Origin of the sequence: Gelria sp. Kuro-4, from assembly GCF_019668485.1 — a bacterium.
In the GTDB taxonomy this organism is placed as follows: Bacteria; Bacillota; DTU030; order DUMP01; family DUMP01; genus DUMP01.
Window position 1 is genome coordinate 1,394,036 of record NZ_AP024619.1, and the last position, 14,330, is coordinate 1,408,365.

General features: G+C 59.7%; 14 protein-coding genes. 11 read left to right on the forward strand and 3 right to left on the reverse strand.

Annotation, left to right across the window (positions count from 1 at the left end):
- The first annotated feature begins 16 nt into the window (after window positions 1-16).
- From K5554_RS06945 to K5554_RS06955, 3 genes are all read left to right on the forward strand, one after another.
- Window positions 17-808, forward strand: coding sequence for an IclR family transcriptional regulator (locus K5554_RS06945; protein WP_221040415.1), 792 nt, complete (start codon window positions 17-19; stop codon window positions 806-808).
- Window positions 809-940: 132 nt separating this feature from the next.
- Window positions 941-1,588, forward strand: coding sequence for a bifunctional 2-keto-4-hydroxyglutarate aldolase/2-keto-3-deoxy-6-phosphogluconate aldolase (locus K5554_RS06950; protein ID WP_221040416.1), 648 nt, complete (start codon window positions 941-943; stop codon window positions 1,586-1,588).
- Between the two features lie 12 nt (window positions 1,589-1,600).
- Window positions 1,601-2,629: a sugar kinase gene (locus K5554_RS06955; RefSeq protein WP_221040417.1), complete on the forward strand. Its 1,029-nt coding sequence runs from the start codon at window positions 1,601-1,603 to the stop codon at window positions 2,627-2,629.
- Between the two features lie 78 nt (window positions 2,630-2,707).
- On the opposite strand, the gene K5554_RS06960 is transcribed toward K5554_RS06955, so the two are convergent.
- The gene (locus K5554_RS06960; RefSeq protein WP_221040418.1) at window positions 2,708-3,700 is read right to left on the reverse strand and encodes a 2-dehydro-3-deoxygalactonokinase; all 993 of its coding nucleotides are present in this window, start codon (window positions 3,698-3,700) and stop codon (window positions 2,708-2,710) included.
- A 290-nt stretch (window positions 3,701-3,990) separates the two neighbouring features.
- Here K5554_RS06960 and K5554_RS06965 point away from each other — a divergent pair, with 290 nt between their 5' ends.
- From K5554_RS06965 to K5554_RS06995, 7 genes are all read left to right on the forward strand, one after another.
- Entirely contained in the window at window positions 3,991-4,992 is a 1,002-nt protein-coding gene (locus tag K5554_RS06965; RefSeq protein WP_221040419.1) for a LacI family DNA-binding transcriptional regulator, read from the forward strand.
- 78 nt (window positions 4,993-5,070) lie between these two features.
- Window positions 5,071-6,183, forward strand: a complete 1,113-nt coding sequence (locus K5554_RS06970) for a mandelate racemase/muconate lactonizing enzyme family protein (protein ID WP_221040420.1) — start codon at window positions 5,071-5,073, stop codon at window positions 6,181-6,183.
- A gap of 13 nt (window positions 6,184-6,196) precedes the next feature.
- Window positions 6,197-7,345, forward strand: coding sequence for a mandelate racemase/muconate lactonizing enzyme family protein (locus K5554_RS06975; protein ID WP_221040421.1), 1,149 nt, complete (start codon window positions 6,197-6,199; stop codon window positions 7,343-7,345).
- A 99-nt stretch (window positions 7,346-7,444) separates the two neighbouring features.
- The gene (locus K5554_RS06980; RefSeq protein WP_221040422.1) at window positions 7,445-8,464 is read left to right on the forward strand and encodes a TRAP transporter substrate-binding protein; all 1,020 of its coding nucleotides are present in this window, start codon (window positions 7,445-7,447) and stop codon (window positions 8,462-8,464) included.
- A gap of 63 nt (window positions 8,465-8,527) precedes the next feature.
- A complete protein-coding gene (locus K5554_RS06985) occupies window positions 8,528-9,028 on the forward strand; it encodes a TRAP transporter small permease (protein WP_221040423.1) in 501 nt (166 codons plus the stop codon).
- Window positions 9,025-10,314, forward strand: coding sequence for a TRAP transporter large permease (locus K5554_RS06990; RefSeq protein ID WP_221040424.1), 1,290 nt, complete (start codon window positions 9,025-9,027; stop codon window positions 10,312-10,314). Before K5554_RS06985 ends, K5554_RS06990 begins: the two co-directional genes overlap by 4 nt.
- Before the next feature lie 13 nt (window positions 10,315-10,327).
- Window positions 10,328-11,446, forward strand: coding sequence for a mandelate racemase/muconate lactonizing enzyme family protein (locus K5554_RS06995; RefSeq protein WP_221040425.1), 1,119 nt, complete (start codon window positions 10,328-10,330; stop codon window positions 11,444-11,446).
- Between the two features lie 381 nt (window positions 11,447-11,827).
- Here K5554_RS06995 and K5554_RS07000 read toward each other — a convergent pair whose 3' ends face one another.
- Together K5554_RS07000 and K5554_RS07005 are read right to left on the reverse strand one after the other, a co-directional pair.
- Entirely contained in the window at window positions 11,828-13,657 is a 1,830-nt protein-coding gene (locus tag K5554_RS07000) for a dipeptidase (protein ID WP_221040426.1), read from the reverse strand.
- A gap of 72 nt (window positions 13,658-13,729) precedes the next feature.
- The gene (locus tag K5554_RS07005) at window positions 13,730-13,909 is read right to left on the reverse strand and encodes a hypothetical protein (protein ID WP_221040427.1); all 180 of its coding nucleotides are present in this window, start codon (window positions 13,907-13,909) and stop codon (window positions 13,730-13,732) included.
- Window positions 13,910-14,060: 151 nt separating this feature from the next.
- Here K5554_RS07005 and K5554_RS07010 point away from each other — a divergent pair, with 151 nt between their 5' ends.
- Entirely contained in the window at window positions 14,061-14,264 is a 204-nt protein-coding gene (locus tag K5554_RS07010; RefSeq protein WP_221040428.1) for a hypothetical protein, read from the forward strand.
- Window positions 14,265-14,330 lie beyond the last annotated feature (66 nt).

Genomic DNA, 14,330 nt, shown 5'->3' on the forward strand with positions numbered 1-14,330 from the left:
AGTTGGGGGTAAACTGGTGAAGGACGAGAACCTGGTGCAAGCGGTGGACCGAGCGTTGGCGATCCTGGAGACCCTGAAAGCGGCGGGCGAGGCCCTGGGCGTTACCGAGCTCGGGGCGCGCGTGGGCCTGCATAAGAGTACCGTCTACCGCCTGCTGGCCACGCTCGCCCGCCACGGGTATGTAGAGCAGGACCCCGCCACCGAGCGCTACAGCCTGGGGCTGAAGCTGGTGGAACTGGGCACGGCCGTACTGGAGCGCCTGGAACTGCGCGACCTGGCCCGGCCCTACCTCAAGCGCCTCATGGAGGCCAGCCAAGAAGTGGCGCACCTGGTGGTGCTCCAGGATGGGGAAGTGGTGTACATCGATAAGGTAGAGTGCCCCGGGCCGGTGAAGATGTATTCTCAGCTGGGGCGGCGGGCGCCGGCCCACGCCACGGCAGTGGGCAAGGTGCTGCTGGCCTTTCTGCCCAAGGCGCAGGTGGACGCAATTTTGGCACGAGGCCTGCCCCGGCTGACGCCGCATACCATCACGGACCCGGAGCGCCTGCGCCGGGAGCTGCGCCTGATCCGGGAGCGCGGCTACGCCCTGGACAACGAGGAGAATGAACTCGGCATTCGCTGCGTGGCCGGGCCCATCTTCAATCATACCGGCCAGGTGGTGGCGGCCTTCAGCATCTCCGGCTTGGCCCTGCGCCTGCTGCCGGCCAAACTGGAAGAGCTGGGCGGCTTGGTGCGCGAAACCAGCCGGGAGATCTCGGCCCGGCTGGGCTACCAGCCGGCTGCAACCGGCGTACCCTGCGCCCTGTAGCCGAACTTGGTCGGAGGCCGGGCGGCCCAACAAGCTAAGGGCGAGGACGAGGAAAGGAGTGAGGCGCCGGAAAAGAGCACTGGTGAGGGTATGAGTCGGCAGAGAGTGATCGGCCATAAGGAGGGTAAAGCTATGTTTGAGAAGCTGGAGAACCTGAAGCGTATCGTGGACTGCGGCCTCATCGCCGTGGTACGGGCGGAGAGCGCCGAGCAGGCGCTGAAGATTGCCGAAGCCTGTAAAGCCGGCGGCATCGAGGCCATCGAAATCACCATGACGGTACCGGGTGCCGTGGACGTGATCAAGGAGCTGGTTAAAGCCTACCCGAAGAAAGAGATCCTGGTTGGTGCCGGCACGGTGCTGGACCCCGAAACGGCCCGGGCCTGCCTCTTGGCGGGGGCGGAGTTCATCGTCTGCCCGAACCTGAACGAGGAAACGATTAGACTGGTGCACCGCTACGGTAAGATTGTCATGCCGGGTACTTATACCATCACCGAAATCGTGCACGCCATGGAACTGGGCGGAGACATCATCAAGTTCTTCCCCGGCAGCCTGGGTGGTCCGGCGGCCATCAAGGCCATCCGGGGGCCGTTGCCGCACGTGCCCTTCTGCCCGACGGGCGGCGTAAGTCTGGAAAACGTGACCGACTGGATCAAGGCCGGGGTGGTGGCCGTGGGCGTCGGCGGCGAACTCACCAAGGGTGCCAAGACGGGCGATTACGAGGCGGTTACGTCTACCGCCCGCGAGTTCATCGCGCGCATCAAGGCTGCGCGCGGGGAGTAGGGGGGAAGCAGTATGGCGAAGAAAGTCGTCACCTTCGGGGAGATCCTGCTTAGGCTGACGCCGCCGAACCACCAGCGGTTCATCCAAGCGGAGAGCTTTGAAGCCGTGTACGGCGGGGCGGAGGCCAACGTGGCCGTGGCCCTGGCGAACTACGGCCTTGACGCCTATTACGTAACGAAAGTCCCGAACAACGCCATCGGCCAGGCGGCTGTGAACCATCTGCGCCGCTTCGGGGTGAAAACAGATTACGTCGTACGGGGCGGCGGGCGCCTGGGCATCTATTTCCAGGAAACAGGCGCCGCGCAGCGGCCCTCCAAGATTGTCTATGACCGCGCCGGCTCCGCCATCGCTGAGGCCAGGCCGGAAGACTTCGACTGGCCGACCATCTTGAAGGACGCGGCCTGGTTTCACGTCACCGGCATAACCCCGGCTTTGAGCGCAGCCGCGGCCGCGGCCACCATCGCTGCCGTGCGCACGGCGAAGGAAATGGGCGTTACCGTAAGCACCGATCTTAACTACCGCAAGAACCTCTGGACGCCGGAGCAGGCGAACAAGGTGATGTCCGAGGTGGTCAAGTACGTGGACCTCTGCATAGCCAACGAGGAGGATGCAGAGAAGGTCTTCGGCATCAAGGCGCAGGGTACGGACATCACCTCCGGTAAGCTCAGCGAAGAAGGCTATCACGACGTCATCCGGCAACTGGTGGAGCGCTTCGGCTTTAAATACGTGGCGGTGACGCTGCGCGAAAGCTTCTCGGCTTCGCACAACGGTTGGTCCGGCCTGCTTTATGACGGGAAAGAGTTCTACCGCTCCCGCCGCTATGAGATCAGCCCCATCATCGACCGCGTGGGCGGCGGCGACTCCTTCGGGAGCGGCCTCATCTACGCCCTCCTTTCCGGCAGAGGCCCCCAAGCGGCGGTGGACTTTGCGGCGGCCGCCTCCTGCCTCAAGCACAGCATTCACGGCGACTTCAACCTGGTTACCGTGGACGAGGTGGAGCTTCTGGCCAAGGGCGACGCCTCCGGACGCGTGCAGCGCTGAGCAGAGCAGGCACTGCGACAAAGAATACTGTCAGATGACACAACCCCTGGGCGCTGAGCGTAGGCCCAGGGGTTGTGCTTATTTTGCGCCGGTAAGGGCCGCGGCGGCGGCGAGAAGGGCGTGGTCCAGGGTGGATGGATCAATGAACTGCACATCAGGATGGGGGTCGGGCAGGCGAGGAAGAAGAGCGGTGAAGAGGCTCGTGCGGAGTGGGTGTCCGGCAATGAGCAACCGCTCCAGGGGGAGACCAAGCTTGCGGGCCAAGGGAAAGCATGCAAAATCGGCGGCTGTGAGGGCACCCTCCACGAAGCTCAGACGGTCGCTGGGAGTGGTGTCAAACAAGATGTCGAGCAAGCGCGGGACGAACAAGGCGCGCGTCAGGCCGTAGTTTTGAACGGTTTCGAAGCCTCGTTCGGCCAGTTGCAGGTTGAGGTCTTCCGGTCCTATGCTCGCGCCCTGTGGTAGAGAGGCGCCGATGGCGGTGCGCTCGCGCAGGGCGGCAAAAAGCTCGCCGCACAAAGTGGTGACGCTGCCGACAATCCGCCCTTCCCTGTCCACACCGATGATCTTCGTGTGTGAACCTAGACTGACATAAGAAAACGGAGCTTCTGCAGCCGGCAGGTGTAGAAGCCCCAGCGCCTGGGTTTCTTCTCCCCGCATGAAGTCGGCCAGGGCGAAACCGTCTGGTGCATTTTCCTGCACGCAGTTTTTGACCCCGCGCACGAAATGGATGGGAAGCGGGAGCACGTCGGGGAAGAGACGCTCCACGAGATGCCTCCGGAGGTCGGCCAGTCCGACGGGTGCGGTGAGGTGGGGCAGTTCTACCAAACCCAGGTTGGAGGTTATCATCCCGCTGGCCAGCACGGCGTCGATCTTGTTCGGGCTCACTTTGGCCGCGGCGAGCGCCTGCCGCCAACACTTGGCTATGGCCCCCTTGAGCTCAGCGTTGTCACCCCTGATGGCCGTACTGCGTACACCTACCGGGAGCGCGGCCTTGGCCAGAACCATTCCGCCTTCCCCTATCAGGACGCGCGTTGTACTGGTGCCGCAGTCGATGACACAGAACTTCACAGCGCAAACCTCCCGCAACGCTTGGCTTGATCACGGTGCTCGGTGCGTGCCGCCCAAGTGATCAGCTAACAGGGAGATTAGCCAACAGGCGTGGGTTTTCCTGCATACGGGAATCCATCTACAGAGAGATCTGCAACCAAAACCGGCAGTTGGATCGCTAAAGCTGATGCTTCCTTTACGGTAACAGGTCGGCAGAAAAAAAGATTAGTGACCAGAAGGAAAAACGGGGAGCAATGGCGAATACGTTATAGCGAAGAATATGGTAACGTTTGCAGAGTGGAGTGGCGGGTATGCAGGTGACCATCAAGGAAATCGCGGCGGCGGCAGGCGTTTCGCCTTCGACGGTCTCGCGTGCGCTGGGAAACAAGGGCTATGTGAAGTCCGAAACCATGGAAAGAATCCGTGCAGCAGCAGCGGCGCTGGGTTACCGACCCAACGCCCTGGCGCGCAGCCTGGTGCGCAGAAAAAGCAACACGATTGGTCTCATTATCCCTGAAATAGAGAACCCCTTTTACTCAGAGATCATCAGCGGCGTGGAAAGGGTAGCAACTAAGCGGGGATACAGCATCATACTCGTGAGCGGGTACTCGGAGACCGGTGAGGCCGAGGTGAAAACGTTGCTCGAGCGCCAGGTGGACGGCATCATCCACGGAGGTGCCTACACGACAAATACCACCATCTTTAGGCTCAAGGCCGAAGGTTTCCCAGTTGTGTTGCTGGGGCGGCGACTGCCAGGGGTAGAAACGGATTGTGTAATTGTCAATGACCGTCTGGCGGCCTATCAGTTGACAAACCACTTTATTAAGCTCGGTCATCGGCGCTTGGGGTACATTTTCGGTAAAGATGAGTCAACCGGAAGCTCAGAAAAGTTTGCCGGCTTTAGACAAGCGCTGGCTGATGCGGGGATAGAGCTGGAACCGCAGTTGGTGGAAAAAGGAAACCTGCAGTTTGAAGGGGGATATCGGGCCGCACAAAAGCTGCTTGCTCTTAGCCCGCGGCCGACGGCACTGATCGCTGGAAACGACTTTATGGCTTTGGGAGCGCGGCAATACGTATGTGAGATTGGTCTACGCATACCGGCCGACGTGGCCTTGGGAGGGTTTGATGATATCCTTTGGTCGTCCATTCAAGGTGTCGAGCTCACCACGGTAGCGGTGCCACGTTACAAAATGGGGGCCATGGGGGCTGAACTTTTGATCAAGAAGATCGAGAAACCTGGACAGGGTGAGGTGGAACAGATAGTCTTGGAACCTAAGCTGATCATACGGAGAAGCTGTGGCTACCAAGGGTGAGGAACTGATGGGAAGGTCTTTTCTACCCCGGTCTGCAAACGTTACCACATCGAGAGACAGCAAAAAGGAGGATTCGCAATGAGAATCCGGAGGATTAAACCGGTCAAGCTCCGTTATACACCAGAGAAGGGGTTGGCTGACGGGCTGGCGCCCATAGCCAGCCGGGATGTCTTCCTCGTTCAGATAGAGACGGACGAAGGAATCACCGGCATAGGTGAAGGCTTTGCCCTGGGTTCGCTGCATTCTATGGAAACGATTTTAGAAGAGACGGTGGCTCCCCTCGTCGTCGGCGAGGATCCCTTCGCTACAGCCCGCCTTTGGGAGAAGGTCTACCATTTCACCTATCGGTATGGGCGGCGCGGTATTGTGATGGCGGTCTTGAGTGCGGTGGACATCGCTCTCTGGGACATCGTCGGTAAAGCGACGGGCACACCGGTGTACAAGCTGCTCGGGGGGAGCTGCAACCGCGTTCCTGCCTATGCCAGCGGCGGGTACTATATGCCGGGGAAAGGCTTGGCTGAGCTGGCCCGCGAAGCGCGGACGTACAAGGAATTGGGTTTCGGGGCCATGAAGATGAAGATCGGCGCCGCCTCTTGGCAGGAAGATGTGGCGCGGGTGCAGGCGGTGCGCGAGGCTGTGGGACCGGAGATGAAGCTGGCCGTGGATGCGAACAACGCCTACGACCTAAACGCGGCTGTGCGCATGGCCCGGCTGCTTGAGCCGTTCGATCTCTACTTCTTCGAGGAGCCGCTTTCCGGGGACTGCCTAGAGGACAGCGTCCGGCTGGCTGAAACCACAGACATCCCGATTGCCGGCTATGAAACAGAACTTACCCGCTTTGCGCTCAGGGATTTCATTACGCGGCGCGCGGTTGACATTGTGCAAACGGATGCCATCTGGGCGGGCGGGCTTACGGAAACGCGGAACATAGCTGTGCTGGCCTCGGCCTGGAAAATGTCCTGCATTCCGCATTTCTCGGCGGCGGCGGTGTCGCTGGCCGCGAACCTGCATCTGGCAGCCGCCATGCCCAATATACCCATTATTGAACTGACCTTGGATGAGAACCCACTCCGGGATGAACTGGCGCTGGAACCAATTGAGCGTGTGGGCGGTGAGCTCTTAGTGCCGGAGCGCCCTGGACTGGGGATTGAACTTAACTTGGACGTAGTCAACAAATACCTTGTTCAGTAAGGCGGGTGAGTAAATGAAAATCGCGGACGTGAAGACCTATGTTCTTTCGGCGCCCTTGGCAGAACCTTTCGCTTTTTCGCAGGGTTGGGTGCGGGCCCGTTCAGCGATGCTTACCGAGGTCGTTACTGATGATGGGGTAAGCGGGTGGGGTGAGGCTCTTTGTCAAGGATTGCAGCCTCCGCAGATCGCCGCTGCTGTGGTGGAGCACGCCCTAAAGCCGCTCCTTCTGGGCAGAGATCCGCTCGATGTTGAGGTTTTGTGGGACCTTATGTACAACCAAACCAAGGACTATGGGCAAAAAGGTGCCGTAATTGGTGGCATCAGCAGTGTGGATATCGCCCTTTGGGACATCATCGGGCAGGTGCACGGTGTGCCGGTGTACAAAGCTCTGGGCGGTGCGTATCGGACCTGCGTTAAAGCCTATGCCACTGGGTTCTACCGCCGTGGTGAGGGGACGGACCTGCGCGGTCCCTGGCGTGAAGAGGCGTTGGGACACATTGCGGCCGGGTTTTCGGGCATGAAGCTTAAGATCGGGCTGGGGTTGAAAGCGGACATTCAGAACGTAGCCGCCGTACGTGAAGCCATAGGGCCGGAGCCGCTGCTCATGGTCGATGCCAACCACGGCTACAACCTGGCTGATGCCCGGCGACTTGCACAGGCTCTGGCTCCCTACGACATCACCTGGTTTGAAGAACCCATCCAACCGGAGGACATTGACGGCTACCAGGAGCTCAAGCGCGTCTCCCCCATCCCGCTGGCCTCTGGGGAAAACGAGTTTACTCGCATCGGCTTCAAGGAGTGGATTGCGCGGCGGGCGGTGGACATTATTCAACCTAACACCTGTCAGGCCGGCGGCTTCACCGAATGTCGGCGCATCTCAGCCATGGCCAGCGCCTGGGGCGTGTCCTACAACCCCCACGTGTGGGGAACTGCTGTCGGTTTAGCGGCAGCATTGCAGCTTCTGGCAACGTTACCACCCAATCCGCTTTCGATTTATCCTAACGAGCCCCTTCTGGAGTTTGACCGCTCGCTGCACCCGTTCCGGAACGATCTGGTAGAAGAACCCTTCGTGGCTCAACAGGGCTGCGTAGCGGTGCCGCAAGGACCGGGACTGGGTATCAGGATTAGGCGCGAGGTCATCTCACGGTATCTGGTGCAGTGATGGGGAAGACCCGTGGTTGGGGGGGGTGAGGCCGGGAAGTTGCGTGTACGTTAGAGAGCGTATCCAGGATAGAGTAAAAAAGCAGGGGAGGTACTTTGGATGAAAAAAACGCGGCTCACCGTAGGGGCGTTGCTACTAGTCCTCAGCTTGGTTCTAGCGGGCTGCGCCGGGGGCGGTAACGGACAAGGGAACACGGACACCGGCTCCAAAGCTCCGGTCAAGATCGACCTGGCTACTATTTATGACGCGAAGGCCCCACCCACAATGGGAGCGGCCAAGTTTAAAGAGCTGGTGGAGCAAAGAAGTAACGGTGCGATTAAGGTCAACCTGTTCACCAACGGGGCTCTCGGTTCAGAGAAAGATACCTTCAATGCTCTTTCCGGAAACGAACTCCAAATGATCTTGGGCGGGATTCAAGGTGTTGACCAGTTTGCCCCGCAGTACATGTTCATCACCGCCCCTTACTTGATCAAAAGCTGGGACCACCTGCGGGCTATTCTCGAGGGAGATCTAGGTCAAAAAATGATCCAAGACCTGGATAAAAAGAATGTGCACATGCTGGCGGTGAACTACCGCGGCATTCGCAACACCACCTCGAACAAAGCATTTAAGAAGCCGGATGAGCTGAAAGGTCTTAAGCTCCGCCTGCCGGAGGTAGCTTCCTGGGTGGCGGCGTGGAAAGGGCTTGGGGCGATGCCGACGCCGGTCGCGCTTCCGGAGCTGTACGGGGCGCTCCAGACCAAGGTGGTCGATGCTTCCGAAGGACCGTACGAGCAACTGGCAACCTTCAAGCTCTATGAGGTGCAAAAGTACATCGTGCAGACCCAACACGTGTACGAACCCTGCTGGCTGTATATCAGCAAGTCCTTCCTGGATTCTCTCCCGAAAGAGCAGCAGGAGATCATCACGAGCTCAGCCAAAGAGGCCATGCTCTACGCCGACCAGTTGGCTCAAGAGAAGGCCCAAGAGTTCTTAAAAGAACTGACTGACCATGGTATGCAGGAGATCCAACCCGACCTGGCCGCTTTCCAAGCTGCAGCGAAGCCGATGCTGGATGACATGTTCAAGAGCACCTGGACCGCCACCACGTACGATGAGGTCATGCAGTACTCGAAATAGGGCTGCCAAACACGGGGAGGGCGGTAGGGTTCGTGCTTACTGCCCTCCCAGGGAGGGTATCGGATGAATGCGCCGGTGAGGATTCTAGAAAAACTCCTGGACGGCTTAACGGTGTTGATTCTTATTCTGTTGGTGGTTCTGGTGGCATTGCAGGTGGTGTTTCGTTTCATTGGCTTTGCTGCGCCCTGGACCGAGGAAATGGCCCGCTTTGCCTTTGTGTACATTACCTTTCTGGGGGCTGTTCTTGCCCTGAAAGAGCGGAGCCACATCGTTATTGACGTCCTCGTGGATCGCTTGCCCAGCACCGTGCGACGCACTATGGGTATTGTTTTTGGTACTGTGGTTGCTGCTTTTCTGTTATTGGTTATTTGGGGCAGCGTGATCACCTTCAAGGTTAATGCCCAAGTAACAGCGGCATCCCTGCCTTGGTTTAAAATGACCTATGCTTATTTTGCCGTACTTCTGGGCGGCATTCTGATGCTTGGGTATACAATAAGGGATATCGTTAGACTAGGCCGCGGCAAGAACCACAACACCCTCAGCTCTGGGGGTGAGAACAGATGATCGGAATTGTGTTTATTGCCGTATTGGTGTTCCTATTCTTGGTTGGGGTCCCGGTAGCCTTCAGTCTGGGGATAACGTCAGTCATTCTCATGTATTTACAGTGGGGCAGTGTCCGGCTGGGCTCTATTCCTCAGATGATGTTCGCCGGGGTCAACACCTTCACTATTCTGGCCGTGCCGCTTTTTCTCCTGGCGGGTAAACTGATGAACGTGGGCGGAATCACTACGCGTCTGTTTCGGCTGGCGCGTACGCTGGTGGGTTTTCTGCCGGGCAGCTTGGGCCACGTGGTGGTCGTGGCCAACGTTATCTTTGCCGGCATGTCGGGCACGGCCGTCTCAGATGCTTCGGGCCTGGGACCTATTGTGATTCAGGCCATGCGTCAGAGCGGCTTCGATACGGAGTTTGCCTGTGCAGTTACCGCCACCGCTTCCACCATCGGTCCGATCATTCCGCCCAGCCTGCCGATGGTGATCTATGGGATGATGGCTTCGACTTCGGTTGGGGCGCTTTTTATCGGCGGCATCATTCCCGGCCTGCTCATGGCGGCGATTATGATGTGCGTCGTCGCGTATTATGCTCTGAAGAAACACTATCCTCGTGATCCCTTTCCCACAGCAGGGCAGCTTTGGGAAGCGCTTAAGGGCGGTATCCTGCCTGCAGTCACCCCTGTCATCATCATCGGCGGCATCTACAGCGGCCTCTTCACCCCCACAGAGGCTGCGGTCGTAGTGGTGGTATACGCCTTCTTCCTCTCAACGTTTGTGTACAGGGAGATGACGTGGCCCAAGCTACACCAAGTCCTGCGCGAAACTGTGCGGGACAGTGCGGCCATCGGGCTTATCCTGGCGACGGCCACGCTTTACGGTAACGTTATCATCCGTGCGCAGATTCCCCAGATGGTTCTTAATGCCTTTACGGCTTCAATCCATTCTCCGCTCGTCATGCTGCTGATCTTGAATGTTTTCTTGTTTATAGTGGGCTGCTTCATGGAGACCATTTCCGCGATAACTATTCTTATGCCGATCATCCTGCCGCTTCTTCAGTCTACGGGGATAAACCCCATCCACTTCGGGATCATCATGGTGCTCAACCTGATGATCGGTGTTCTCACCCCGCCCTTCGGCCTGGTACTCTTTGTCATGTCCCGTATTGGCGGCCTGCCGATAGACCGGTTGACCCGGGCCCTGATGCCCTGGATGGGTGCGCTTTTGGTGGCGCTCGCTTTGGTGACGATCTTCCCCGGCATTACATTGTTTCTGCCGCGCCTGCTCGGGTTGGGCGGATGAGAGGGGGTATACCATGAAGATAACCGGCGTCAAAGCCATTCCTGTTTCCTACCCCCTGGTCAAACCGATCTGGGATGCCCAGCACTATATTGCTGCGCGCACGGCGGTACTGGTGAGAGTGGAAACAGATGCAGGCCTGGTAGGTGTGGGCGAATCCGCCTGCTTTGGCGGTCCTTGGGAGACAACCGCCACCCTGGTAGAAAAAGAAATCGCTCCCTACTACTTGGGGCAAGACCCCTTTTGCGTAGAAAGACTGTGGGATGCCAGTTACCGGGGTACCATCCAGCACGGCCGGCGGGGTGCTGTAATCGCGGCGCTGAGCGGCGTAGACATCGCCGTCTGGGACATTGTCGGCAAGGCAACTGGGCTGGCGCTCTATAAGGTCTTGGGCGGGTACGCTGAGAGCATTCCGGCTTACGCAAGCGGGGGCTTTTACAGCGACGGTAAGGGTCCGATAGAACTGGCCCAGGAAGTGGCAGGCTGTCTGCAACAAGGATTTACGGCGGCGAAAATCAAGGTCGGGAGCCTTGCCTGGGAGGAAGACCTGGAGCGGGTTCGAGCTGTGCGCCGGGCGATCGGCCCGCATGTTCCGCTGATGGTGGATGCCAACAGCAACTGGGATGTACCCACGGCACAAAGGGCGGCGCATGATCTGGAAGAGTTCAACATCACCTGGATTGAGGAACCTGTGTGTCCGGACGATGTCGAGGGGTGCGCGCGCATCGCTGCCGGCACGCGCATTCCCATAGCCGGCTTTGAGCAGGAGAGCACGCGCTTTGCCTTCCGCAACCTCATCTGCGCCAAAGCGGTGGGCATTGTCCAGCCGGATGTCACGTGGGCGGGCGGCATCACCGAGTGCCGACGGATCGCGGCCCTGGCGGCCGCCTGGAACCTCCCGTGTGTGCCGCATGTCTTTTCGACCGGGGTCAGTCTGGCTGCCAACCTGCACTTCATCGCTTCCATTCCGAACGGGCGCTGGCTGGAATACGACTGCAATCCCAACCCATTGCGGGAGGAACTAATCGGCGGCCGCTTGCGCATAGGCCCCACCGGCCAAGTGGCACTGCCCGGCGGACCAGGTTTAGGGATAGAGCTGGATGAAGCGATACTGGCCCGGTACCGGCTGGCGTAGCAGCCTACCGTTGTCAGCCCTCTTCGCTGCGTGGTTGAGTGGGGAAGGGCTAATTTGGGGAGTTTCCTGTTGGGGGCACCCCACAGTTACGCGCTTTGCGAAGCGGACTTCAAGTCAGCATGTTGACGCCCAGGCCCATATTGGAGAAGCTCGGTCTGTGGGAGTTGGCGTCGGCCCACTACCAACCCGATTGAGTCCCAACCCGATTGAGCGGCGGTGTTAAAGAGCTTCTTATGAGGCGCGTTTTCCCAGGCAGCCCGTTCAGGCGGAGGTGACCAGTCGACAGGAAAGCTCCCGGCGGTAGCGTGAAGCCGGGAGCTTTGCAGTCGCAGGGGTCGCCCCATTTTGCTCTGCTGTGCGTGGCGGTACCGGCGAGCGGCATCACTCCAGGAAGTTCACCAGATCGCGTCCGACGATGGGCGCGCCGGCTCTGGTGCTGCCGTGGAGCCAGAGGTCGGTGTAGCAGGCGGGGGAAATGAGTTTAAGGAGGGGTGGGAGCTCGAAGGTGAGGGTGAGGTCGGGGTCGCCGTCACCGTTGACGTCTTTGAGGGCGCTGCTCTTGGCCGGTACCCAGGTGTTGGGGTTGCGGTAGGCAGGGCCGAGGGTGAGCGTGGCGGGGTCGATGTTCTTGGCAGAAAGTTCACCGGAGCTGATGATATTCACCTGCAGCGTGCCGGTCTCGCTCAGGCGCACGGCTTCACGCGGGATGTCAACTTTCATTGTGGGGAGTTCGCCGATGAGTTCCTTGGCTTGCTGCCAGGCCTTTTGGGCCAGGCTGTTGGTGTACTGGGTGAGGTAGGCGCGGCCGGCGGCTTCGTCCTTCGCCAAGAGGCGGCAGGCTTCCTTTTCCACTTCCGCTTGTTTGGCCAGGGCCTCTTCCTCGAAATCCTGCCAGGTTTTTTGTACCGTGCCGATGACGGAACCGTACTGGGCATCGACGATGTTTTCGAGATCCTGGAATGTCCACCAGGCCTTGGTGCGGTCGTAATCATAAAGGGCGGCGTGCGGCTTGAACTGGAGGGAGCCACCGACAGTGGGCTCGGCCCAGAAGTGGCCTTCAGGCACGGCGGTGATGCCCAGGTACCAGGGTACATAGGGGCTGGTGTCCGGGCGACCGCTGGTGCGCCAGCAGACAGCCTTGAGAGCGGCCGGTACGTTATCTCTTAGCTGCGTCACGGAGCTTTCGCGCGTGGTGCTGGTGCAGATGACGCGTTCGTCCGTCCAGTGCGGCGAAGTCTTGTAGCCATCGGTTTTGTCGTAGGGCGTGCCCTCGTAGTGGTTGCGCAGGATGTTCATTACGTCACGGACGCCGACTTTCTCAGCAGGTTTGACCGCGAAGGGGAGGGGACCCTCGGGCGTTTTGCCAGTGAGCAGCTTCTGGCCGATCCACTGGCGGGTGTCGTAGCCGCGTTCCAGCGCCTTACCCTGGGCGGGAGCGGAGTAGGCCTCGGCAAAATCAAAGGGTTTGCCGCTCTTCGGGTCGTACCAGCCGCGCTCGATGGCGTAGTCGATGATATCGGGGGAAGCGATGAAGTTCTTCTTGTCCTTGAGGTTAACTTCGCGGATGACATAATGGTTGGGAATGACGACGGCCATGTCATCGGGTACCCGCTGGGCTGCGTAGTGTTTGCCGCGGACCAGGTGGAGCACCCAGGCCTCCTTGCCATCGGCGATGTGGTAGGAGCGGCCGGGCGCAATGTAGCCGAACTCTTCCACCAGCTTGGCTGCGATTTCCACGCCTTCGCGGGCGGTGCGGGCGCGTTCGGCTACAATCCGTCGGATGTGGTAACCGATGCCGCCGTCGGTGATATCGCCGCGTGCGACGAGGTCTTCATACGTGTCTTCCCTGGTAGGACCGCAGTTGTCGCTGCAGACCACCACGCCCCACTCGTTGACGAAGAAGTCGCTGAAGGAGCCGCCCGGTGTCTGCGACCAGAGGAAGGCCCAGGTTTCCGGCACCTGGGGGGTGGTGCCGCCGTTTTCAAAGCGGATCACCTCGCCGGGCTCGTGCTTCATACGGGGTACATAGTACTGGGGCATGACGATGCGACCGCCGTTGTCCTCGTTGTGGCCGACCAGAAGCGAGCCGTCTATCGTGGCCTTGCTTCCCACAAGCACTGTGGTGCAGTCGGCCAGGGCGGGTGGGGCGATGAGGACCAACACCAAGAGGGTTGCAACGAGAGCCGTTCCCAGCCTGTGCTTGCTCGCCATGAAAGCGCACTCCTTTCGTGGATGCTCTTGGCAACACCGACCGGTCGCTCAAGTCTTTTCCACATCCCCCCTTCAGGCTGCGGGCCGTGAAGCCTCCGGTCCGGGCGCCATCTCCTGGCGCGGCATAGTGCTGATGACCTGGCTGGCCGGGTTGTGGTCGATGCGGGCGCCCAGGAGGGCGGCCGCCCTCCCCCGTAAGGGAATGAGGGTCACGCCCGCCTTAAGAGCGCGGGGCCGGCTCCAGGTGTTCACACCAAGCTCCCCGTGGCGCGATTTTCATCATCAGTTAACATTATACACCTATGTAGGTATTTGGTAAATTATGAATATAATCCCAGAAGGCGGGTACCTGGGGTATAAATCAAGGCGGGCGCGACAAACTAGCGCCAGGGAGGTGCCGGCGGTGGAGATTTCCCAGAGCGAGATGATCCAGGAGATAGTGGATTTCGTACAGAAGAACCCCGAGTCCCACGCTTCGCGGGTGGTGCTGAAGACGGCTTGGCACGACTATGATGCCGATGCCGCCGGGCGGGCCGAGGAACTGGCGACATCACTGAGCAAGCTGCCGCCAGGTGACGTGGAGTACTGCTATTACCTGATAAAATGACGAAACTGGTGAAGACCTCCGGCTGCTGTACCGGCCGGAGGTCTTTTGCTGCTTGGGCGGGGCGAA